14 protein-coding genes, 5 tRNA genes and 1 pseudogene are annotated in these 22,353 nt (G+C 43.9%); 3 read left to right on the plus strand and 17 right to left on the minus strand.

Going from position 1 to position 22,353, the window contains the following annotated elements:
* Positions 1–76 precede the first annotated feature (76 nt).
* The 7 genes and pseudogenes from AC0L46_RS04565 to AC0L46_RS04595 form a co-directional block, all read right to left on the minus strand.
* Complete coding sequence (locus AC0L46_RS04565) at positions 77–922, minus strand: Tim44 domain-containing protein (protein ID WP_317004764.1); 846 nt, start codon at positions 920–922, stop codon at positions 77–79.
* 21 nt (positions 923–943) lie between these two features.
* Positions 944–1,951 carry a tryptophan--tRNA ligase gene (locus AC0L46_RS04570; protein ID WP_473506123.1) on the minus strand — a complete coding sequence of 336 codons (1,008 nt, stop codon included), beginning with the start codon at positions 1,949–1,951 and terminating at the stop codon, positions 944–946.
* Positions 1,952–2,117: 166 nt separating this feature from the next.
* Positions 2,118–4,001, minus strand: a complete 1,884-nt coding sequence (recD, locus tag AC0L46_RS04575) for an exodeoxyribonuclease V subunit alpha (RefSeq protein WP_473506125.1) — start codon at positions 3,999–4,001, stop codon at positions 2,118–2,120.
* Positions 3,988–7,644 carry an exodeoxyribonuclease V subunit beta gene (gene recB, locus AC0L46_RS04580; protein ID WP_473506127.1) on the minus strand — a complete coding sequence of 1,219 codons (3,657 nt, stop codon included), beginning with the start codon at positions 7,642–7,644 and terminating at the stop codon, positions 3,988–3,990. Before recB ends, recD begins: the two co-directional genes overlap by 14 nt.
* Positions 7,641–11,069: an exodeoxyribonuclease V subunit gamma gene (gene recC / locus AC0L46_RS04585; protein WP_473506128.1), complete on the minus strand. Its 3,429-nt coding sequence runs from the start codon at positions 11,067–11,069 to the stop codon at positions 7,641–7,643. Before recC ends, recB begins: the two co-directional genes overlap by 4 nt.
* A 99-nt stretch (positions 11,070–11,168) precedes the next feature.
* Positions 11,169–12,636 (minus strand): annotated as a pseudogene (locus AC0L46_RS04590) (NAD-dependent succinate-semialdehyde dehydrogenase).
* Positions 12,637–12,819: 183 nt separating this feature from the next.
* Positions 12,820–12,895, minus strand: a tRNA-Ala gene (locus AC0L46_RS04595).
* Positions 12,896–13,240: 345 nt separating this feature from the next.
* Here AC0L46_RS04595 and AC0L46_RS04600 point away from each other — a divergent pair.
* Both AC0L46_RS04600 and AC0L46_RS04605 read left to right on the plus strand, forming a co-directional pair.
* Positions 13,241–14,308: an EAL and HDOD domain-containing protein gene (locus tag AC0L46_RS04600; protein WP_473506130.1), complete on the plus strand. Its 1,068-nt coding sequence runs from the start codon at positions 13,241–13,243 to the stop codon at positions 14,306–14,308.
* Between the two features lie 87 nt (positions 14,309–14,395).
* A tRNA-Leu gene (locus tag AC0L46_RS04605) sits at positions 14,396–14,480 on the plus strand.
* 65 nt (positions 14,481–14,545) lie between these two features.
* Here the strand turns inward: AC0L46_RS04605 and AC0L46_RS04610 are convergent.
* The 10 genes from AC0L46_RS04610 to AC0L46_RS04655 form a co-directional block, all read right to left on the minus strand.
* Positions 14,546–14,974, minus strand: coding sequence for an acyl-CoA thioesterase (locus AC0L46_RS04610; protein ID WP_414682599.1), 429 nt, complete (start codon positions 14,972–14,974; stop codon positions 14,546–14,548).
* 207 nt (positions 14,975–15,181) lie between these two features.
* Positions 15,182–16,132: a DUF4862 family protein gene (locus AC0L46_RS04615; RefSeq protein WP_473506132.1), complete on the minus strand. Its 951-nt coding sequence runs from the start codon at positions 16,130–16,132 to the stop codon at positions 15,182–15,184.
* Between the two features lie 195 nt (positions 16,133–16,327).
* Positions 16,328–16,414: transfer RNA gene (locus AC0L46_RS04620), tRNA-Leu, on the minus strand.
* Between the two features lie 11 nt (positions 16,415–16,425).
* Positions 16,426–16,499, minus strand: a tRNA-Cys gene (locus tag AC0L46_RS04625).
* A gap of 20 nt (positions 16,500–16,519) precedes the next feature.
* Positions 16,520–16,594, minus strand: a tRNA-Gly gene (locus tag AC0L46_RS04630).
* A gap of 97 nt (positions 16,595–16,691) precedes the next feature.
* A complete protein-coding gene (gene pgsA / locus AC0L46_RS04635) occupies positions 16,692–17,252 on the minus strand; it encodes a CDP-diacylglycerol--glycerol-3-phosphate 3-phosphatidyltransferase (protein ID WP_414682597.1) in 561 nt (186 codons plus the stop codon).
* A gap of 44 nt (positions 17,253–17,296) precedes the next feature.
* A complete protein-coding gene (uvrC, locus tag AC0L46_RS04640) occupies positions 17,297–19,120 on the minus strand; it encodes an excinuclease ABC subunit UvrC (protein ID WP_473506134.1) in 1,824 nt (607 codons plus the stop codon).
* Positions 19,121–19,138: 18 nt separating this feature from the next.
* Positions 19,139–19,780 carry a response regulator gene (locus AC0L46_RS04645; protein ID WP_473506136.1) on the minus strand — a complete coding sequence of 214 codons (642 nt, stop codon included), beginning with the start codon at positions 19,778–19,780 and terminating at the stop codon, positions 19,139–19,141.
* Between the two features lie 26 nt (positions 19,781–19,806).
* Positions 19,807–20,619: a replication protein P gene (locus tag AC0L46_RS04650; protein ID WP_473506138.1), complete on the minus strand. Its 813-nt coding sequence runs from the start codon at positions 20,617–20,619 to the stop codon at positions 19,807–19,809.
* The gene (locus tag AC0L46_RS04655; protein WP_473506140.1) at positions 20,528–21,334 is read right to left on the minus strand and encodes a DnaT-like ssDNA-binding domain-containing protein; all 807 of its coding nucleotides are present in this window, start codon (positions 21,332–21,334) and stop codon (positions 20,528–20,530) included. Before AC0L46_RS04655 ends, AC0L46_RS04650 begins: the two co-directional genes overlap by 92 nt.
* A 303-nt stretch (positions 21,335–21,637) precedes the next feature.
* On the opposite strand from AC0L46_RS04655, the gene AC0L46_RS04660 reads away from it, so the two are divergent.
* Positions 21,638–22,294, plus strand: coding sequence for a Bax inhibitor-1/YccA family protein (locus tag AC0L46_RS04660; RefSeq protein ID WP_317004777.1), 657 nt, complete (start codon positions 21,638–21,640; stop codon positions 22,292–22,294).
* The last annotated feature ends 59 nt before the right edge of the window (positions 22,295–22,353 follow it).

Consider the following 22,353-nt stretch of genomic DNA (forward strand, 5'->3'; position numbering starts at 1 on the left):
AATGTAGAACTCATCACGGGCTTTGTCTAGTTTAAAACGCACTATGACGAGTCTACGAGTACTAATTCTCTAATAATTAACTGTCCTGCTGGATACCAACAATCGTCCAGTTACTATTCGCATTTACCATGTTTTTCTCTAAATGCCAGATCTCATTCGTATCAGATGTTTCATCACCTTCTTTGATCCAACCAGAGAATTGCAGGGAAATAGACGCTGTAGAGCCAACAATTTCTCCACGAACAATCTCAACCATTAACGAAACAACTTCTGTGCGAGGCTTATCGTCGCCATAAGAAGCTCGTTCTGTTACCAACAAGTTGTAAAGTTCAGGGCTAACATAATCTAGAATCTCATCAAAATTATTGTCATCCCATGCTTTTTGCAAGGTGATGTAATGGTCTTTCGCTTCTTTAACAAAGCTTTGCTCATTAAAGCCTGGTGGCAATTGGATTTCTGGCTGACCGCCAAAACCACTGATTCCGCCCATAGGAGAAGGCTGAGAGTTACCGCCCATTTGGCCCGGCATCTCACGGAACATACCATTTCCAGCAGCCTGCTCAGCAGCACGACGTTTTGGCGCGATGAAAAACTTATAAACGAGGAAGCCAATCAAAGCGAACAACAAGATGTCACCGAAAGAAATGCCTTCAAAAGCGCCGCCCATTAGGCTTGCAAACAAACCACCAACCAGTAATCCACCCAATAAACCGCCGCCTAGACCGCCTAAGAAACCTGATTTTTTCGTAGTAGATGCCGCTCCAGTTGTGGCAGCAGATGACGTTTTAGACTTTGAAATAGAAAAGCTTTTACCAAAACTTTTACCACCACCGAACTTTTTAGCTTGGACATCGGCACTGTAACCACCGGCACCTATCGCTAAAACAAACGCCATAAACATGGCAAATACGGTTGTTCTCACAAAACTCTCCTTTAAATTTTATTATTTGAAGTTCACTAAACCTACAGCATTACGCAGATCTGCAATCATTGCTCGCGCACGAGCTCTGGCTTTTTCTGCACCTGCTTGTAATACGTCTTCCACATGAGAAGGGTTTGCCATTAGTTCTAAATATTTTTCTCTTGGTCCACTAAGTTGACCGTTTACTAAAGCAAAAAGTTCCTTTTTCGCCTCTCCCCATGCAATCCCATCAGCAAACTTCTGACGCATTTCTGCAATTTGTTCAGGTGTAGCAAAGGACTTATAAACATCAAAAACAACAGAATCATCTGGATCTTTCGCTTCACCAGGTTCCAAAAGGTTAGTTTTGATTTTATTAATGCCTTTTTGCAATTTCTTCTCTGTATCAAACAACGGAATCGTATTGTTGTAGCTCTTACTCATCTTACGACCGTCTAAGCCTTTAAGAATCGAACCTTCTTCACCAACAACCGCTTCAGGCAATACAAAATGTTCACCAAATAGGTGATTAAAACGACCCGCAATATCTCGAGCCATTTCAATATGTTGAATTTGATCTCGGCCCACAGGCACTTTATGAGCGTTAAACGCCAAAATATCCGCAGCCATTAGAACTGGATAGCAGAACAAGCCCATGGTAATACCAAAATCTGGGTCTTGATCATTGGCTAAATTTTCGTCCACAGCGCCTTTATAAGCATGCGCTCTGTTCATCAAACCTTTGGCTGTTACACAAGTTAGCAACCAATTTAATTCCGCTATTTCAGGAATATCAGACTGACGATAAAACGTCGCTTTGTCTGTATCTAATCCACAAGCTAGCCATGTTGCAGCAATTTCTAATCGAGATTGTTTTACGCGCTCTGGATCTTGGCATTTGATCAAAGCGTGGTAATCGGCAAGAAAGAAATACGACTCTGTATTTTCTTGACGACTTGCTTCTATTGCAGGACGAATTGCCCCTACATAATTACCTAAATGAGGCGTTCCTGTTGTGGTAACACCCGTTAAAACAATTTCTTTTGCCATTACTGCTCTTCTCTCTTTAAAAGACGACATTAATATCGGTGCTTACCCTATCACAAAAGTATTAAAGCAAGAACGACTCTAAATAATATTTAATGTAATGTTTTTCTAACGATTCAAAGACTTACTCGTTATCTTTTAATGGGGGTTAATGGCGCAATATCAAGTTTTAAGAAACAGACCACAACGCCTCAACCAAACCTGAATGTCGCTCAATTCGAGATTCAGCCGCTGCGCGAATCAAATGGCCGGATCCCCACAAGGTGAAGTCTTTTTTCGCCCTTGTAATACCTGTATAAATCAGCTCTCGGGTTAACACTGGCGAAGGCGTCATAGGCAACAGCAAATCGACTTTCTCAAATTCCGAGCCTTGAGATTTATGCACTGTCATTGCAAACACGACTTCGAACTCACTCAATCGACTCGGTAATAACCCAGTAAAGCTGCCATCAGGTTGAATAAACCAAACCCTCAATCGCTGCGATTCATCCGGCATGCACAAACCAATATCGCCATTAAACAAACCCAACGCCGCATCATTTCGCGTCAACATTACCGCTTTACCGGGATACCAAACATGAGGATCTTTTACTCGTCCACGTTGATAAAAGTACTGTTCAAGTTGAGCGTTTACCTTCTCCACACCAAACTCACCTTGGCGCACAGCGGTTAAAATTTGATAGCGAGAAAACACAGAGTATATTTTTGAAATAGACTGACTGTCGTAAGCGCTATTATTCACCTCTCGCACCGCATCCCAATATCCATCATAACCTTTTGCCAAGGCCGCAATGTCAGCTTTGGTTTGCCCTTCTTTGGGTACTTGCCAATGAACATCTGCTTTGTTCGATTCAAGGCAATGCAAAACGCCTTTAACATCACCTGCGTTCATGGCTTTCGCCAGCTGACCAATTCCACTGTCTGCGGCAAAACGATAACTGGTTCTTAATAAGGTCAAAGCTCGGCTGATAGAAGGAGCCGAAGCATTGGAATAAGGCTGAAGATTTTCACCCGTTAGTTGCGCCAAACGTTCCGCCCAATCTGGCTGAAAATAAACCTTCTCGATACCGAAGGATAAATCGCCTAACACTCCGCCCGCTTCCACAGACGCTAATTGATCTTTATCGCCCAATAAAATCAATCGCCCATGGGATGGCATGGCATCAATCAGTTTTGCCATCATGGGTAAATCCACCATGGACACTTCATCCACCAGCAACACATCAAGATGTAAGGGATTTTCTTTATTGTGCTTAAAGCGGCTGCGGCCAAAATCACTGCCTAATAAACGGTGCAAAGTACTGGCTTGCTCTGGAATCGCTTGCTTAATATCGCTACTTAAGGGTAAGCCAGATTTGGCTTTAGAAATGGATTCCGTTAAACGCGCTGCCGCTTTCCCGGTTGGCGCAGCCAGTTCTATACGCAAAGCTTGACCTTGCTCTGCCGCTTGCGCGACCAACAAAGCCAATAACTTAGTGACAGTGGTTGTTTTACCTGTTCCAGGGCCTCCACTAATTACAGCGAACGGTAAACTCGCCGCATTCGCGACAGCCACTTTTTGCCAATCTACAGAGTCACTTTTATTCGGGAAAAGCTGCGCAATCAGATTCGCATCCACATCATAAGGCGACATATCAAACTGCTTCTTCAAGTAGATCAGAACCTGCTGTTCATATTGATAATATCGATATAAATACAAACGTGTTCCAGACAACACCATTGGACGCTCAGCAAGTTGCTCATCTAACGTCACCAAAGCACTTTTCACCAGTGCGTTTCGCCATTCATCAACACTTGTAACACCACATAAAGCCAATGCACGACGAAGCTCTTCTAACGTCATACCTTCTGGTGGCGCTTGCCAAATGGCCGCTAAATCAATACAAATATGCCCCGCGCCAAGATAAGCACTGCATAAAGCGCCCGCCACTAACACCGAATCAATGTCTTCCTCGACATGATTTGAAAGATGCTCAACCCATTGGCAATCAATCGCACGTAATATCCCTTTTTCCTGCCAAATGGATAAATCCAAGCCATTAGAAAAGTCCATATTGCACCGCCTCATTGGTATCTGCATCGCCACAGAAAAGCGCATCTAAGGCATTGACATGTTCAAGCGTTAAACGAGTTTGGAAGACGCCCGTTTGCTGTCCAGAGCGCATACCTCGAAGGAATAAATACACCACACCGCCGACATGTTTCTCATAGTCATAATCAGGTAAACGCTGTTTTAACAAGCGATGCAAAGCCAAAGTATAAAGTTGATATTGTAAATCGTATCTGTGTTCGCCCATGGCATGAACAAGCTTACCCTGCTCATAATCGGCAAACTCGTCACCCAAATAATTCGATTTATAATCCAGAACGTAATAACGCCCTTCCCACTCAAATAACAAATCGATAAATCCTTTCAACATGCCTTTTAATGGACGATCTTGAATCATTGGCGCAATACGCGATACAGCGTCATGCTCACGAGAAATTCGATCCAATTGCAAAGCGTTCATGCCATCGACAGGAATAAAGAACTCCATTTCCTTTCGGCAAGCCGACTGAGTCAATGCACCAAGGCTCATGCCTTCAAATAGCTCTGTATTCACGATATCCGGCAGCCATTCATTCAACACAGATTGCCACTCTGCAAAGCCATAACGCTCATAATAATCCGCCATCAGTTTATGATGACTTGTTTTGAGCAAGTCTTTAAAACTCGGCGTAGAGGTCACATCATGTAAGGCTTTGCCTTCCAAAGTATCGTGCAAAAAGGTTCCCGGCTTAGCGCCTTTTGGAAAAGTAAATCGATTACTCACTGGCTCTAACAAGAGTTCAGGTTCGTCTATAAGATCCGCTAGCGGGTCGACCACATTGGTCATTTCATCCAAACCAGGCACACTTTCGTCGTGATGCTCTTTGTCTTCCACAACCAAAGACGAATAACTTCCCACCCACCAATCTCGTTCAATTCGGCCTTTAAATTCGAGTGCTTCAGGGTGAATCACTGCCGCTTCAGCCATTTTAAATCTTGGCAATTCTAAAGGTTCGTTAGGTAAGTTTTGCAACCACATTTGATGAGGCTGATAACGGCTACAAAGACGTTCAAGGCTTGGGTATAAAGCACCAGCATCTAATGATTCACCTTCCGAGATCAAAGCGCCAACGCCACTTAGATGCACATTCGATTCCGCTTCTTTCTGTTTTGTCGCGCCCTTTCCAACCTCCATACAACCAATAAAACAGGCTTCTTTTGAACGAGTAAGCGCGACATAAGCCAAACGAATTTCCGCAGCGTACAACTCTTCTTTATGCCGCTCGCATTCGCCTTCATCTGGGTCAATGGCAATCCATAACTGCTGCTGGTCATCATGATACAAAGCAGAACCTTTTTGATCTCGATACGGCGTTAAAGCAAAAGGCAAATACACAATCGGGTATTCCAAGCCCTTACTTTTGTGAATAGTGACAATACGCACCAGCTCAGCGTCTGTCTCAAGACGAATTTTCTGTTCATCACTGTTGCCATTCGGATTTTGAATCGCCAACTTGAGATAACGTAAAACGCCTTCTTTCGAGTCCAGTTCAAGGGATTTTTGCTGTAACTTCTCGGTCAGGTGCAAGAAGTCTGTTAAACGTCGCTCTCCACCAATATGGCTCAGCATATTCGCCGCCAAAGACACTTCTTGCATAAACATTCGTAACATCGGCAAGAGACCTTGTTGATCCCAAACCTCAAGGTACTGACGAAACTTTTTCACCCACTCTTCGTACACAAGATCATCGTGATTCAGAGTGTCTAAATCTTCCAAAGACCACTCAACCAAGTTGGTCGCCAGAGCGGAACGCAGCTTACGTTCTTGTCCATTGGACAAAATAGCTGTCAATACGATTAATAGCTCACGGGCTTCAACGGTTTCAAACACGGAACCTTTGTCACTCAAATACACACTGGCAATACCACGCTGACGCAGTGCCGATTTCAAGGCATTTGCTTGGCTAAAGTTCGTCACAAGCAAAGCAATGTCTTTTGGTCGAACACCTTCACCATCAATAAGCGCTTGCCCTTGCTGGCCTTCCAATAATAACGCGTGTAAATGCGCAGCACAGGATTCCGCCATGATGTTCCGGTAATCCGCTGGAGAAACCGGCTCATCTGTTTCTTGATACAAAAACTGCAAAGCGGCTTGGGTTTCCCCTTGTCGGGAAAAGCGTCCGGCGATGCCTCGGTCTTGCACTTCAACAAATGGAATTCCGTCTACTCGAAACGGTTTATCTTGAGTGGTGAAAAGCCCATTAACCGACTGAATCATGGCCGCTGAGGAACGGTAATTCGTCGCTAAAGAATAAATACTGTCGACCTGTTTTTTCGCCGCCAAATAAGTGTAAATATCCGCGCCACGAAAGGCGTAAATTGCCTGCTTCGGGTCGCCAATCATGATCAAACCTAAGGCATTTTGATCTGGCGTTGCAGGCGCATAAACATTAGAAAAAATCCGATATTGCACCGCATCGGTATCTTGGAACTCATCAATTAAAGCAATCGGATAAAGGTGACGAATCCGCTCCGCCAATTTCCCTGCTTCGTCTTGCGCTAACGCGACGTCTAATGAGGTCAATAAATCGGTGAAGGTCAGCGATTGTGTACTGCGTTTCCAACGCTTCATTCGCTCTTGGGTGTGTTGCCAAAGCTGGGTTAACAATACCGCTTTTAATCGGCCCGCTTCTGGAAAGCTTTCTCGTAAAGTTTTCACCAAGTCAAAAAACGCATGGACAGGTGGCTCACCGCCTTTACTTATGCGACTCGCGTGCTCATTGGCGTCAAACTTTTCAAGGCATTTATCCAGCTCGAAACGAGATGAATGCGCCCATTGAGTCATGGCTTGAATGTCTTTTGATGGGTCTTTACGCCAAAAATTACGCTTAATACCACTGTGTTCTAAGGCATCAATAATGTCTTGGGATTGCGCCAGCCACATACTTCTTACAGCGACCATGGTTTGCTGTGATTGCAGTAATGCGCTTTCCCAATCGTAATCGGGCGCGACAATTTGAGCGTCTGGCTGATTATTTAGTAACGACAGATCTTTTAGTAAGGCGTCTGGCGATGACCAAATTGGCTGAATCAAAGCCGCTTTTGTGTCATCCATTGGATAAAACACACTTCGCCAGACATCTTTAACCGCCATAGACAAAGGCGCTTGCTCGTCGGTTTCTATGGTTTGTTGAAACAACATACGGCTTTCAAAAGCGTTCTGACTGAGCATGCGCTGACAAAAACCATGAATGGTAAATACTGCCGCTTCGTCCATTTGTTTTTCAGCGTAAAGCAATTTTTCTATCGCGCCTGATCGTTGGTCGTCCGACATTTGTGCCAGCCAATCTTTCAAGAACACGTCTTTACTTTCACCTTGCAACAAAGCCTTACGCGCCACACGAATTCGATCTCGAATTCTGGCTTTCAATTCTGCTGTGGCCGCTTCAGTAAAAGTCACCACCAAAATTTGATCGACTGTCAGCGGCTTGTTTAAGTCACCTTCGCAGCCTGTTGGTACAAGAAGCCTTAAATATAAATTGGCGATGGTGTAGGTTTTTCCTGTTCCTGCGCTGGCTTCAATCAAACGCTTCCCAAACAAAGGAAAGGTTAACGCGTTTAACTGTTCTGGCGTTGGAGAATTTAAAGAGGGAGAAAAAAGACTCATTCGAGCACCTCCAAATGACGGTGCATCGGCAACCAAATTAATTCACACATAGCGACAAAGTTGTCTTTTTGCTCGCTTAAATCTGGGTAATAGCGCTGCCAATAAGCGTCGTCAACTTCGCTACTAGTAAAGGCACTGCTGCTTTCTTGATAAATTTTCAACGCTTGCTCCCATGCCGTATCCGCATCACCTTCCGTCTTACTGGAGCAATAACTTTTACACCAAGCATCGGCTGCTTTCGCAGGCAATGCCAAAGGCTGACATAAGCCTTGCTGCAACAAAGCCAGCATATTGGTTAGGTGCTCTTTCGCTTCATCCGGCGAGATTAAGATAAAGCCATGTTGCAGCAATTTACCTGTTTTCGAGAGATTAATAAGGTGATGTTGCTTCGGCGTACCTTGAGCACACAATGCCAAATGCTCAATCCAGACCTGCATTTTTTGATGGGCCGATAAATCACCTATTCGATAGGACAAACGCGTCGTGGCTGTAGGACGATCTAACCAAGCTTGAAGAAGAATGCTGCCTAGCGATAAATTCACTTCGATTGGCTCGCACTCTTCCAATGAATATCCTTGCAGAGCCGTAAACAACTGTTGGCATTGGCTTCGACTTTTCTGCAAAGACAAACGCCCTAATGCGCCGTAAGGTAACTCTCCTGTCAAAGACAATCTTTCAATAAAAGTCGCTTCATCGCCTTTTAACATGGCTTGGAGCAAGGCTTCTCGCAGTTGATACCCAGCCAAGCCGTCTAAAGCGAAAGGTTCGTCTTCTCTCTCTTCCTCTTCTCGTAAGCTCAAATACGCCTTTAAACGACGTTGGGTGAAATAACGTGTTGGGTGACTGATAAAGCGCGACAATTCATCCAAGGCCAGCTCTAATCTAGGTTGCTCCAGCCCTTCCAAAGGCGTGAATCCAGACACGACCTCCTCTTCTTGAACACTCATTAAAGCTGGCAGCCATTGCTCGTCATAACTGTAAAATCGTTCACTTGAAGAAGAATTGCCTGAAGAATAGTAAGCCGGATTAAAGGGTTGCAAAGGATGCTTCACAATCAGTCGCTCCAACAAAGCGACTTGCGCTTCATCCGGCGCCAGATTTTGATCACCCTCAAACACACAACTTTGTCCGATGTATTCCAATAGTTCGCTCACCAAGATAGATGGATTCTTTTCGCTGTTATCCTGAATGCTACGGCCAACATAACTGATGTAAAAACAGTCTCGTGCGGACATCAAAGCTTCAAGGAACAAGTATTTGTCGTCTTCTCGGCGGCTTCGGTCGCCACTGCGATATTGCCCAACCATCAAATCAAAGCCCATTGGCGCAACGCTTCGAGGATAATCCCCTTCGTTTAATCCCAATACACAAATCACTTTAAAAGGCACAGAACGCATCGGCATCAAGGTACAAAAATTCACTCGCCCAGCAAGAAAACGCTGACTTCCTTGAGACTCTTGCAGCATAGGAGACAACAGCTGGCGTATTACCTGTTGCTCTAAAGGTGCGTCAAAATGCGCTTGTTGCCATTGCAGCGTTAACGTATCCAAATGCTTACTCAATGACGCAGGAAACGCATCGTCTTCTTCAACTAAAAAGAACCTTTCTAATAAATAATATAAGGTTGAAATCCACTCTTTTGGTGATAATGCCTGCATAAGGCGCACTTGAGCATCGTCAATCGCAACGAGGAATTCTGCTAGCTTTCCTGCAACAGACGCTTCCAAACCTTCCACATCACCATAACTTAATGTGCCTTCCCAAATATGATCATGACCCATTGCATAACCTAACAACATGCGTCGCATGCCATTTAGCCAAGTGTGAGATTCTTGAATTGGAAGGTCATGCTGTTGAGCCGTTTTGCCATCCATGCCCCAGCGAATACCGACTTCTGTAGACCAAAGACGAATGCGCTCTAACTCATCTGTTGTCAGCTCAAAACGCGCCAACACCGCTGGCACTTCCAGCACACTGATTAATTCCGACAAAGTAAAGCGGCTTTCGCCTAACCCGAGTAGATACAAGTAGGCATCGACAATAGGATTTTCCATTCCACCCGATTGATCTATTAAGGCAAAAGGAATGTGTTTCTTGCTTTGTGCGCTGTTTTTCGCACCAAAAACCGCCTTAACAAATGGGCTGTAAGTGTTTACGTCTGGCAACATCACAATGATGTCTTTTGGCGTCAATGTTGGGTTTTTCTCAAACATTTGCAAAAGCTGATCATGCAAGACTTCCACTTCACGCAATGGGCTGTGGCAAAGCTGCACTCGAATACTTTGATCATCACAATCCACCAAGTGACGGTACTCGGCCGTCGCAATATGAGCGTCGCGCTCTTCTTTTGAACCATGATTTTCTAGGGTTAATACATCTTGCTGAACCCATTGCAACAAACCATTTTTTTGTAAATTCGATGCAAGCTCTTGATTCTCAAACGCTCCGCTATTTTTAAGCGCTTCGCTAGCGACAGCATAATCTTCAAATACTTCTAATTGGTTGTCTGCCATGTCTTGCAGTTGTGCGATGTAATCTCTTCCCAAACGCCCCCAACTTGCCAACAAAGGATTCGCATCAAGGTGCAAGGTATCAGCACTCAAACCTGGCTTAAGGGTTTGGCGTTTAATCTCTCGGCCAAAGTAATGTTTATCGACCACATCACCCCAATAAAAACGACATGGGTTTTGTAGGAAAAGATGAATTTCAATCCAACCAGATGCGGCCAATACACGAAGTGATTCTAAGGTGTTAGGTGGAAGCGAAGAAACGCCAAAAATAAAAATACGTTCCGGCACACCCACAGGTCGAGACGAGGATTGAGACGCTTCTTGCAAGGCTTCAATCAAGTTTCCACGATGATATAAGGAAGTGCTTTGCTCACTGATGTCTGCAACCAAATCCCGCCATAAAATCGCTTGCCAAGGTTGCTGCTCAAACAAGGCGTTTAAGGAAGCATCTTGGCATTCACCGGATTCCCAAATTTTGATCCAGTCAGGGCGATAAACAAGATATTGGTCGTAAATATCCGCAATACTACTGCACAACTGAAAACGTCGAGTTTGTGTGTCGTCGTCTTCTAAATACCAACTCAGCGCCTGAAACTCTGGACCTCCTAAGCGAGAATCTAGAATGCGCATTAAGCGCCAAACTAAGAAAGGTTTGTTAAATTCACTTTGAGAAGGAATATCGCTCAGCGTTTGGGCAAAAGTCTGCCAAACAAAAGTAGATGGCAAGGGAAAAGAAAAGCCCGCTGAAATAGAATGAGACTGAGCTAGAAACATCTTCAACCACTGAGCCATCCCAGGGTTTTGCACCAAAATATACTCGTCATCAAATGGATTTTCTGGCGGAGAGACAGACAAAATCTTCGCAAGCAATACGGCCAAATCCTCTAGCCGATTACCTGTATAAAGTTGAAACATTTACAAATCCTACTATTTCAAAGAAACAACCGAAATAAGCCTAACCCTGCAAGGCTCAAAAAAGAAGACATTTCATGCAGACGAAAAACGCGGTGAGGCTTACGCCAAACCGCCCATGCATAGGTATTTGATTTCGACGTACTCATCGATGCCGTATTTAGAACCTTCGCGACCACTGCCGGATTCTTTCATGCCGCCAAACGGCGCCACTTCATTCGAGATAAGGCCTTCATTAATGCCTACTAAACCGTATTCCAAAGCTTCGCCTACTCGCCAAGTGCGACCAATGTTTTGTGTGTAGAAATAAGCTGCTAAACCAAATGGCGTATCGTTCGCCAATGCCACAGCCTCTTCCTCTGTGCTGAAACGGAACAATGGCGCAACAGGGCCAAAAATTTCATTGGAGAAGATCGCCATATCACGGGTAACATCAGTGAGGATAGTTGGCTCAAAGAATTGCGCAACCGGCTTCGCTGGCTTTGGCGCCACCAAGTAATGTCTTCGCGCCCTTGCCCACTGCATCTTGTACCAATTCTTCCACTTTATTAATGGCGGCTGGATTAATCAGTGGGCCAATGGTCACGCCATCTTTGAACCCTTCTCCGGTTTTAAAGGTCGCTACTCGTGCCGCAAGTTTTTCTGCAAAAGCATCGTAAATCTCATCTTGCACAAGAATTCGGTTGGCACACACGCAAGTTTGACCTGCATTGCGGTATTTTGAAGCAATGGCTCCTTCGACGGCCGCGTCTAAATCCGCGTCATCAAAAACAATAAATGGCGCATTGCCACCTAATTCCATTGAGGTGCGTTTGACGGTTTGTGCGCACTGGGACAACAACAATTTTCCCACGGGCGTTGAACCTGTGAAGCTCAGTTTGCGAACGGTTGGATGGCTGGTCAATACGCCACCAATGGCTTTAGCGTCTTTACCTACAACCACATTCAACACACCAGCTGGAATGCCAGCTTGATGGGCTAATTCGGCCAAGGCCAAAGCACACAAAGGCGTTTCCTCAGACGGCTTAATCACAATAGTACAACCTGCTGCCAAAGCAGGACCGGCTTTACGGGTGATCATGGCGATGGGGAAATTCCATGGCGTAATGGCCGCGACCACACCAATACCTTGTTTGATGGTTAAGACGCGACGGTCATTAGCAAAGGTTGGGATAACATCGCCATATAAACGACGCGCTTCATCGGCAAACCACTCAATAAAAGAAGCACCATAGGCTACTTCCCCTTTGGCCTCTGCCAGTGGCTTGCCTTGTTCCAAGGTCATTAGTTTTGCTAAATCATCTTGGTTATCGAGAATGAGTTGATTCCAGCGACGTAGCAAAGTTGTACGCTCTTTAGCAGTCAATGCCTGCCAACTTTTTTGAGCTTTTGCAGCCGCTTCTACCGCCAAGGTAGTTTCTTCAGCTCCTGAATCAGCCACATCTATAATGTGCTCACCATTCGCAGGATTAGTCACGGCAAAGGTCTTACCGGATTCTGCCTCTTGCCATTTTCCATCAATATAAGACTGACATTTCAACAAGGAAATTGATGCTAATTGTGCGTTCATAATAAGTCTCAGCTCGATTTATTTAAGTAGCTCACACAATACTAAACAATATGGCTTAGGTAAAAGATCACGGGGAATCAACTTAATGCTTGCAGGCCGTCAAACATTCTAAAAGCAATAAAAATGAAGAATTCATTCAGAGAGGGTAATTGGATCGAATCGGTAGAAAGGTTTTGCATTCGATGGTGGAGCTATGCGGGATCGAACCGCAGACCTCTTGCATGCCATGCAAGCGCTCTCCCAGCTGAGCTATAGCCCCATCGAACAGCGCAGAATTTTATGAGCACTTTATTTGAGTGTCAACTGAAATCCATAGTTTTGTTAAGCATGGAGGTTTTCGTACATAAAGCTACAAAAGTCCGAATTCTAGCGCTATGGCACTAGGAAACAATGTGTTTTTATTAACGGTTAAAATATATGCAACTACTTTACAGGTAAAAAGTACATCGATGGAATTTCCAAGCGCTTTAGATGACCTTATGATGGCTCAGCAACCTATCCTAAAAAAATCAAAGGAGATTTTTGGGTACGAATTGCTATTCCGAGAAAAAATACAGAGAGTGCCAATGTTACTGATGGCGAAACAGCGACAAGCCAAGTATTAGTGAATTTATGTATTGGCATTACTGAAATCGGCGCCCAACTTAACAAACCTTTTTTTATTAACATGACCACAGACCTCATGTTGTCTGACGCCTTTTTTCCGACAAACCCAGGCTCTGTATACATTGAAATTCTTGAAGACCAAACATTAACGCCAGACTTCTTAAACGCACTCAAAAAATGGCAAGCCGCTGGCTATCAGTTTGCCTTAGACGACTACCAATTCGGTGCTGATTATCAAGCTCTTTTACCTTGGATTTCCATTGTAAAGGTCGATGTTCTGTCAACGCCACCAAGCCAATACGCAAAAGAAATCGCAGATTTAAAAAGTAAAGGGATTACTTTATTAGCTGAAAAAATTGAAGATGCTGAAATGTTCGAACAATGTGAGCAACTTGGTTTCGAACTCTTTCAAGGCTACTTTTTACAACGTCCAGAAATCATTAAGGGCAAAAAGATTAGCTCAGCAACTCAAAGCGCCATCACATTATTAAAAGCGCTTCAAAACAACGACATAAGCATAGAAAACATCACCGAACTTGTTACAAAAAACCCCAAACTTTCTTATCAATTGCTTCGGATTTTAAACAGCCCTATTTGCGGCATTCCAAGAAAAGTCACTTCAATTAAAGAAGCCGTTGTTTACCTAGGTCTCAACCAGCTTAAAAAGTGGGCTCTGCTCATTACAATGACATCGTCTGCAGCTCAGCCACCATCACTGCTTAAAATACTATTAATCCGTGGGCGCTGCTGTCAGTTGCTCGCAGAAAAGAATCAATCTAAAAATGCTGATTCTGCTTTTATGGTCGGCTTAATGTCTGGCATTGATGCCATGCTTAATTTGGAAAAAAAGAGCGCCTTGGCTCAAATCGCCTTAGAAAAAAGCATGCTTGACGCCATAATCAACCAAACTGGTGAGTTGGGCGATTATCTCAGCCAAACATTACTTTGTGAGAATCAAGACTGGGAAACCATGCAAGCCATGAAACCAGAACAACTCGCAAACCTCAACCGATCTTTCCTAGATGCAATGATCTGGGCAAAAGACGTTATGAGATCAATAAATTAACTCCACTTGAAATTTAATCCGTATATTTTCCTTTAAACGATTGACACTTAAAGAAAAAGTCATAAAATACGCTTCACCTTTTTCAAGGCCAGTGTGGTGGAATTGGTAGACACGACGGATTCAAAATCCGTTGCCGAAAGGCGTGGCGGTTCGAGTCCGCCTACTGGTACCAACATTAAAAAAGCGATTACATTTGTAATCGCTTTTTTTTGCGCTAAAAACAGTTAATTCGAAAAGCTAATCATCAAAACCTTGGTTTACGTAATCAGGCAAATCTTCTTCTTTTGGAATAGGTGTTGACTTGCCGTTGTCATCAATTGCCACAAATTTGAACATACCTTCAGTCACTTTTTCACGGTGTCCAATGCGCCCACGTCTAACCCAAGCTTCCACTAAAATATTCATAGAGGTTCGGCCAACGGATTCAACTCTTGTATAAACCCCTAAGATATCCCCAACCTTAACAGGGCGAATAAAACTCATCCCATCCAAAGCGACAGTCACAACACGAGACTGAGCACGCTGCCCTGCACATATCCCTGCGGCAATATCCATTTGAGATACAACCCAACCACCAAAGATGTCGCCAGCTGGGTTCGTATCACCCGGCATCGCTACTGTTCTTGTCGTAAGACGACCTTTTGCCTGTTCTTGTACCTCTGACATAACACCTCACAACCAAACGTTTAATAGGATCTGATGACAAAATACTATCACAAGAAGGCAAAATATCTCGTCAAACTTAACTATTAGCCTTTTAAAGCAAAAACTATTTAACCCGCAGATATAAAAAAAGGTAAAAACAAACGCCTGTCTGTTTTTACCTTAATATTCCAGGCTCTTAAAACCTAAATTTGAACAACGAAACTGCTTTTAGTTATCGAAGTAGCGCGTCAGCATACTTAGTGCATCACGGTTAATTCCAACTCGTGTATCTGTATCGGTAGAACTAGGACGAATACCCAGTTTAATGCCTACGATTGCATCACTGTCTTTCGCGAAACCACTTGCCGACAAACAATCATGTATAACTTGTTCAGTCATCAAAGAAGTGGGTTCTATTGGTGCTGGCGGCATATGAGTGTCTTTCCAAACACCGTATTCAGACTCTTGATTTGAAGCACCAGAGAACATAATGCCTTCTAACAATTCCGCTTTTTTCACCGCTTCAATATGTTCTAACGCTTGCTCTGCACGCTGAGTTTCTAATGCAGATCGCCCCCAGTTAATGACAATACCAAGTGGCGTTTTCGTCTGCTCGTTTAAAGCTTTTAAAACCTTAATTTCATCTTCTAAGCTCAAGAAACCTTTCGCTGGTGCATGACCTTCATTTGGCGTATCACAATGCTCAATCAGAAGCTGAGCACCTTGCCAATCCCACTCTAACAAGGTATTCAAAGACTTTTCAAATGCCTGAGCCGAGCCTGATGCTTTCGTACGATTTGGAGCCGTTTGCAGAAAGATCCCTTTCACTGACTGACGACCTGTAGACTGGTTCAATTTGGCGATCGCATCACGGGCTTGAGCGCAAAACTCAATGGCTTGTTGACGGCCTTCTTCATCATCTGAAGCCAAACCAAAATTTGGATTCTTACTCAAGGCTCCCATCACACCAGGAATACAAGTAAAAACGAAATCCCAGTTTGGATCGATATTCTCTAAAAACCATGCATCATCGTGACCGTGTAAATTACCCACAAAAGGATGCTCTAACCCTTTAATAGAATCTAAAGACTTCAACTGTGAATAATACTCACCTTCTTTCTCTGCATCCCAACCACTCACATTCGGTGAACTTGCATAAGCGCCAACATAAAACTTCACGATACTTCTTCCTTTCATGGATTAAACAGACAATGAATTTCTAGTCACTATAGCATAGAGAAAAAAGCGATCTATAAACAAAAGTGTCTATAGAATTTATATGAGGAAGATAAATGAGAAAAATAAAAGGGGCTGAGATTTGAACGAGATAAGGCGTATTTAAGAAAGTGCAGGCATAAAAAAAGGCACCATAAATGGTGCCCGGGACCGGAATCGAACCGGTACGCTCGTTAAAGCGCAAGATTTTAAGTCTTGTGTGTCTACCAATTTCACCACCCGGGCAATTCTGATTATGGAGGCCGGAGTCGGAATCGAACCGGCGTTCACGGAGTTGCAGTCCGCTGCATGACCACTCTGCCATCCGGCCTCTATCAGAAATCTGTTTTTTGGAGCGGGAAACGAGGCTCGAACTCGCGACCCCAACCTTGGCAAGGTTGTGCTCTACCACTGAGCTATTCCCGCGTCTCAAAAGACGGTGCCTATTCTATGTATTTGAGCTTTCACGTCAAGGAAAAAATCCAAATAAATAGCTAACTTAGCGTTTTTTTTTGCTGTCTGTTTATTTTTTATTCGACTCTTGAGACCTAAGCTCAGGCCAAGCGGCTTTTAAATAAACATACATAGACCATAAGGTTAGCAAAGCCGCCGCAATCAGAACCGCTTCACCGACATGAGCCAAAACAGTATCAGGTCGACTGCCTAACAAGATAAATATAGCCAACATTTGCATGGCGGTTTTAAGCTTGCCTATGTAAGACACTGCCACGCTGGCGCGCTTACCCATTTCCGCCATCCACTCCCGCAATGCTGAAATGACTATTTCTCGACCGATAATCACAGCGCTGGCGAGCGTTAATAATGGATTAGCATAACTTGCGACTAATAAGACAAGCGCAATGGCCACCATAATTTTGTCGGCCACAGGATCGAAGAAAGCACCAAAAGGCGTTGTTTGATTAAGCTTCCGCGCTAAATAACCATCTAACCAATCCGTTACAGCGGCAAGAGCAAAAATAATAGCGCAAGCATGATAGCGACCTTCCCAAGGCAGGTAATAAATCACCACCAAAACGGGGATCATAAAAATACGTACAGAGGTCAATATATTCGGTATGTTCATTTTATTCCTAATTCTTAGGCGAAATTTTCTATCTTTCGACAAGCTTAACTTTTATGAAGGTAAAGATAAATTTCTTCTGCCTTTTTCACGCCAATTCCTTTTACTTTAGAAATGTCTTCTTGGCTTGCCGACAGCAGCTCTTGATAGCCACCAAAGGCGGTAAGTAACTCTTTACGACGACTAGGACCAATTCCCGGTATTTCTTCTAAGACAGAATGGCGGCGTTTCTTATCCCGTCTACGTCGGTGAGTTTTAATGGCAAATCGGTGAGCCTCGTCACGAATATGCTGAATCAAATGCAATGCGGCTGAATCTGGAGGCAAAACCACCTCATCTTCTTTAGAGCCAATATACAAGGTTTCTAAACCGGGTTTACGCGTATCACCTTTTGCGACACCCAATAAGAAGATATCCACCAAACCCAATTCTTTTAATACTTCTTCCGCTTGAGTGAGCTGCCCCTTGCCACCGTCTATTAATAAAACGTCTGGCGGATCAAGCTCGCCGCTTTTGACACGCTTGTAGCGTCTAGTCAAAGCTTGTTTCATGGCGCCGTAATCATCACCACCTTCGACACCTTCAATATTAAAAGAGCGATAACGCTTTTTATCTGGACCATCGGGGCCAAAAACAACACAAGAAGCCACCGTAGCCTCCCCACTTGAATGACTAATATCAAAACATTCCATGTGACTCGGCGGCTCAGCAAAACCTAACAATTTCTGCAAGGCCGTGACTCGACTGAAGTGATTGCGTTTATCAGACAAACGCGCCTGCAAACCTTGCTCGGCATTGAGTTTTGCAAGATCCAACCAACGAGCTCGCTGACCTCTTACATTACTAAGCACTTCAATTTTCTTTTGTGTCGTCTCAAAGATACCGTCCACCAAGGCTTCACAGTCATCCAACTCATGACTGACAATTAATGTTTTAGGAAGCTCTTGAATACCGCCAAGATAGAACTGCGCAATAAAGGAAGACAGCAATTCGCCTTCTGATATTTCGATGGGCATTTTGGGGTAATGGCTTTTGCTGCCAACTACTTTACCGTTTCGCACCATCATCACATGAACGCATAAACCGCCAGGTTGAATAATGGACGCAATGACATCCGCATCACCCGTTTGCCCATAAACGTGCTGCTGCTCTTGAATGTGCTTCAATTGAATAATCTGATCGCGCAATTCTGCCGCTCGTTCAAATTCCATATCCGCCGCAGCCGAACTCATTTGCGTTGTCAGCTCTGACGTCAGCTCTTGGTCTTTGCCCTGTAAAAACATTCGAGCATGACGCACGTCTGATTCGTACTCTTCGTCGCTAATAAGTCCAACACACGGCCCAGAGCAGCGTTTAATCTGATATTGCAAACAAGGTCGTGAGCGGTTTGCGTAGGTCGAATCTTCACATTGGCGAACTTTGAATACCTTTTGCATGGTATTCAAACTTTCTTTTACCGCGCTACCACTGGGAAACGGACCGAATAAAGTCCCTTGACCTGTTTTGTCGCCACGACGAAACAATAATGCCGGATGTTGGTGATTCGATAAGAGAATATAAGGATAGGATTTGTCGTCCCGCAACAAAATATTGTATGGCGGACGGTGCTGTTTTATCAGTGTTTGCTCAAGCAATAAAGCTTCGGTTTCGCTTTTGGTGACAGCAATTTCAATGGTGTGAATGCGACTCACCAAAGCCATGGTTTTGGTCGTTAGACCTGTCACTCGAAAATAGCTCGCCACACGATTTTTTAAGTTTTTGGCTTTGCCAACATACAACAAAGCACCTTTACTATCGTACATGCGGTAAACGCCTGGACGAGTCGTTAAGTTGCTAACAAAGTGTTTTGGATCAAATTCTGAATGGCTCAAACAAACCTCGTTTTTCGCCTAGCCCATACCAAGCACATTGTAACGAACCGCCAAACGGATCAATTCAACGTCGCTCTCTATGTTCAATTTAGTAAAAATTCGCGTGCGATAAGTGCTCACTGTTTTTGGGCTGACATTTAAGTGATCGGCAATTTCATTCGATTTTTTGCAATCAACGATCATCTGAGCGACTTGCAGCTCACGGTCTGACAACTGCCCTAATGGCGACCCTTGCCCATCAATAGAAAACTTAGACAAGGCCATTTTCTGAGCAATACTTTTGGAAATGTAGTGTTCACCTTTCGCAACAACATCAATGGCTTCTAGCAATTCAAGCGTGTTGGTACCTTTTGTCAGATAACCCGATGCGCCCGCTTCCAATAGTTTTACTGGATAAATATTGTCGTCTAATGCCGATAAAGCAATGATTTTGGTCTTAGGTAAAAGGCGCTTTATTTCTTTTGTCGCTCCCAAACCACCAATGCCCGGCATATGAACATCCATCAATACGATGTCTGGTTTTAACTCCCTTGATTGAGCAATCGCTTCCTCGCCACTGAGCACAACACCAACAACCTCAACGCTATTCACATCTTGCAATACTCGACTAATACCATGGCTGACCATGTCATGGTCATCTACTATCAACACTTTTAACATAACCACCTCACCAATGTATTAATGCCTTATGCGGGAAGTTCGCCTTTATAGCCCATTTCCAATAGCTTTTTCTGGCTCACTTCGCGATAACGTAATCGCACACCAGAACCAAAGGTTTTTTGCGTGTAATAAAGCAAAGGAGCGATTTCATCTTCTTCAACAGACAAATCTTGAGCAATTTTGGCAATTAAGTCCTTCACACTCAATGTGTGTTTGTCTTCGATCATGACAACTTTTGGAATCACCAAACGCTCGCCAGCAATGACTTTATCTACAACTTTTAAATAACTTTGCTCAAACAGTGGCCAAGAAACGCGTTCTTCTTCTGATTTTAGCTTGTACCAACCGGCTTCAGAGCCTGCAAAAAACACCGCTGGATGACTCCACTTATAAGTCAATGGATCAACTCGACAGGCACAAGCCTCAAGGTAAGCGGAACGAGGGTCAGACAATCCGTAGGCTTTATAAGCCGTGCTGATCAGTTTTAAAAACTCTGAAATCGTCGGCGGCCACGCATACACTTCTTTGGTGCGTTCCACCGCATAAGCTAATAGTGGTTCCTGAAAACCTTTTAGAGCAATGGCCCATTCGCGCTTAGCCAATTTCACTTCATCAGGGTTACTGTAAGCCGAGGCAAATTTATGGGTATAAATTGCTTTAAATCGAGCGAACAGCATATTCACTAGAACACGTGTTTGCTGTTCCGCCTCACTTGGTCCCGAGTCAGGGTTACGGCCAGCATCTGGCTCACCAGTCTGTGTCGTGTATGTTTGTGAGGGCGTCGCTAACTTGTTCTCGAGAGGTTTTAGTAAATGTTGAATTGCCTGAGGTTCCTTCATATGAAGACCGATCCGATTGTTTGTATTGCCACTGACGTTTTACGTATTTAAAAAATTCGCTGTTCCAAGTTCTAACGTTTTTACGCTGTTCTTTAATTCTTAGCAAAAATTCTGTTTGTAATGACGAAGCAAATTCTCGTGTGATGCCTGCTTGGGTAATTTGCTCAAAAGTTGCTTCTTCAGGTTGCCATTGATCTGGCTGACGAGCACGCTCTTTTTGCTCCAAATACAAATCAAAATCTGTCACGCCTCGACGATCATTCGCTACAGGCGGAGAGGAAGGAGCATCATACTGTCTATTTACTTGTGCTGCAGGATACGATTTTGGCTGAGGCGCGCTTCTTGTTGGAACCGTACTCTTAAACTGAGCACCCGCGCTTTCTTGCTTTTCTCTTGAAGCTTTATGCAAACGATCCATTTTACTCATCAAAGAATCAGCAGGATCACCCACAGGTACATGTGAAGAATTTGCTGTAGGCGCTGCACTTGTTGCACCTAATTGAATTTCCAATAGTTCGTCTTTTCGTTGAAAGTTCAATAGCTGACTAAGTTGCAAATTAGCTAATAAACGCATCAACATTGGCACTGTCCAAAATGGTAACTGAGCGCTTAATCGCCCCATTTCGACACGCAAAACCTGAGAGCCGCTTAAGTAAACCTGCTGCTTCAGAAATGTTAATAATACCGTTTCTTCTAGCCCAATTTGAGCCGCCATTGAAAATGATATCGGTAATGAATAGTCGTTATCCAACATAAATCTCGCTTCGCATACTGAGCGTCACAGTCTATCAAAAGCCATTCCCAGAAGCACGACAACCTTCACATCTTCTCTTTATAAAAAGTAACAATAAAAACACAACAAGGTGGCATAATGACGTACTTTCAAGGCTATTTTTTGGCATTTCTTCACTAGATCAGCGCTTTTCTTTCTCTTGATGAAGAAACAAGCTTGAACTTTGGAACTTTCAGCCTCATATTACGTCATAGATATTGTTATAAACCTAAAGGAGTAATACTCATGCGTTACACAGAAGCCCTTTCGACACATACGTCACAAGCGGCAAACAAAACGCTTCGTAATACCTACGGACTGTTGTCGCTAACCCTATTGTTCAGCGCCTTCACTGCAGGCTTGAGCATGACTATGAACCTACCTCATCCAGGGCTGATCATCACCCTAGTGGGATTTTACGGTTTGTTGTTTCTAACTCACAAATTTAAAAACAGCTCAGCAGGCATTTTATGCGTTTTTGCTTTGACTGGTTTTATGGGCTTAACACTAGGTCCTATATTGAGCGCCTACTTAAATATGACCAATGGTGCGAGCATGATCATGAGCGCATTGGGTATGACTGGATTATCTTTCCTAGGCCTTTCGGCTTACGCCTTGGTCTCTAAGAAAGACTTCAGTTTCCTTAACGGCTTCCTTACAGTAGGTTTCTTTGTCTTATTGTTTGCGGTTATTGCAGGATTCTTCGTACAAATGCCAGCCTTGCAAATCTTCATCTCTGCGGGTTTTGCCTTGTTCTCTGGTGCCGTTATTTTGCTTCAAACAAGCCAAATCGTTCGTGGTGGTGAAACAAACTACATCGTAGCGGCTGTGACCCTGTACGTATCTATTTACAACATGTTCCTAAGCATATTGTCTCTACTTGGTATGGCAAACGACGATTAAGTTTCCCAGCCATCATGAAAGGCCGCTGACCGCGGCCTTTTTTATGTGTAAACTTTACC

It is taken from the genome of Marinomonas sp. 15G6-16 (assembly GCF_055809555.1).

Bases quoted from the DNA above. Each gene is read 5' to 3' on its own strand.
- AC0L46_RS04655 (WP_473506140.1), bottom strand. From the start codon at position 21,334: ATGGCGGCTCAAATTGGGCTAGAAGAAACGGTATTATTAACATTTCTG.
- AC0L46_RS04645 (WP_473506136.1), bottom strand. From the start codon at position 19,780: ATGTTAAAAGTGTTGATAGTAGATGACCATGACATGGTCAGCCATGGT.
- recC (WP_473506128.1), bottom strand. From the start codon at position 11,069: ATGTTTCAACTTTATACAGGTAATCGGCTAGAGGATTTGGCCGTATTG.
- recB (WP_473506127.1), bottom strand. From the start codon at position 7,644: ATGAGTCTTTTTTCTCCCTCTTTAAATTCTCCAACGCCAGAACAGTTA.
- AC0L46_RS04610 (WP_414682599.1), bottom strand. From the start codon at position 14,974: ATGTCAGAGGTACAAGAACAGGCAAAAGGTCGTCTTACGACAAGAACA.
- AC0L46_RS04660 (WP_317004777.1), top strand. From the start codon at position 21,638: ATGCGTTACACAGAAGCCCTTTCGACACATACGTCACAAGCGGCAAAC.
- AC0L46_RS04570 (WP_473506123.1), bottom strand. From the start codon at position 1,951: ATGGCAAAAGAAATTGTTTTAACGGGTGTTACCACAACAGGAACGCCT.
- AC0L46_RS04650 (WP_473506138.1), bottom strand. From the start codon at position 20,619: ATGAAGGAACCTCAGGCAATTCAACATTTACTAAAACCTCTCGAGAAC.
- pgsA (WP_414682597.1), bottom strand. From the start codon at position 17,252: ATGAACATACCGAATATATTGACCTCTGTACGTATTTTTATGATCCCC.
- recD (WP_473506125.1), bottom strand. From the start codon at position 4,001: ATGGACTTTTCTAATGGCTTGGATTTATCCATTTGGCAGGAAAAAGGG.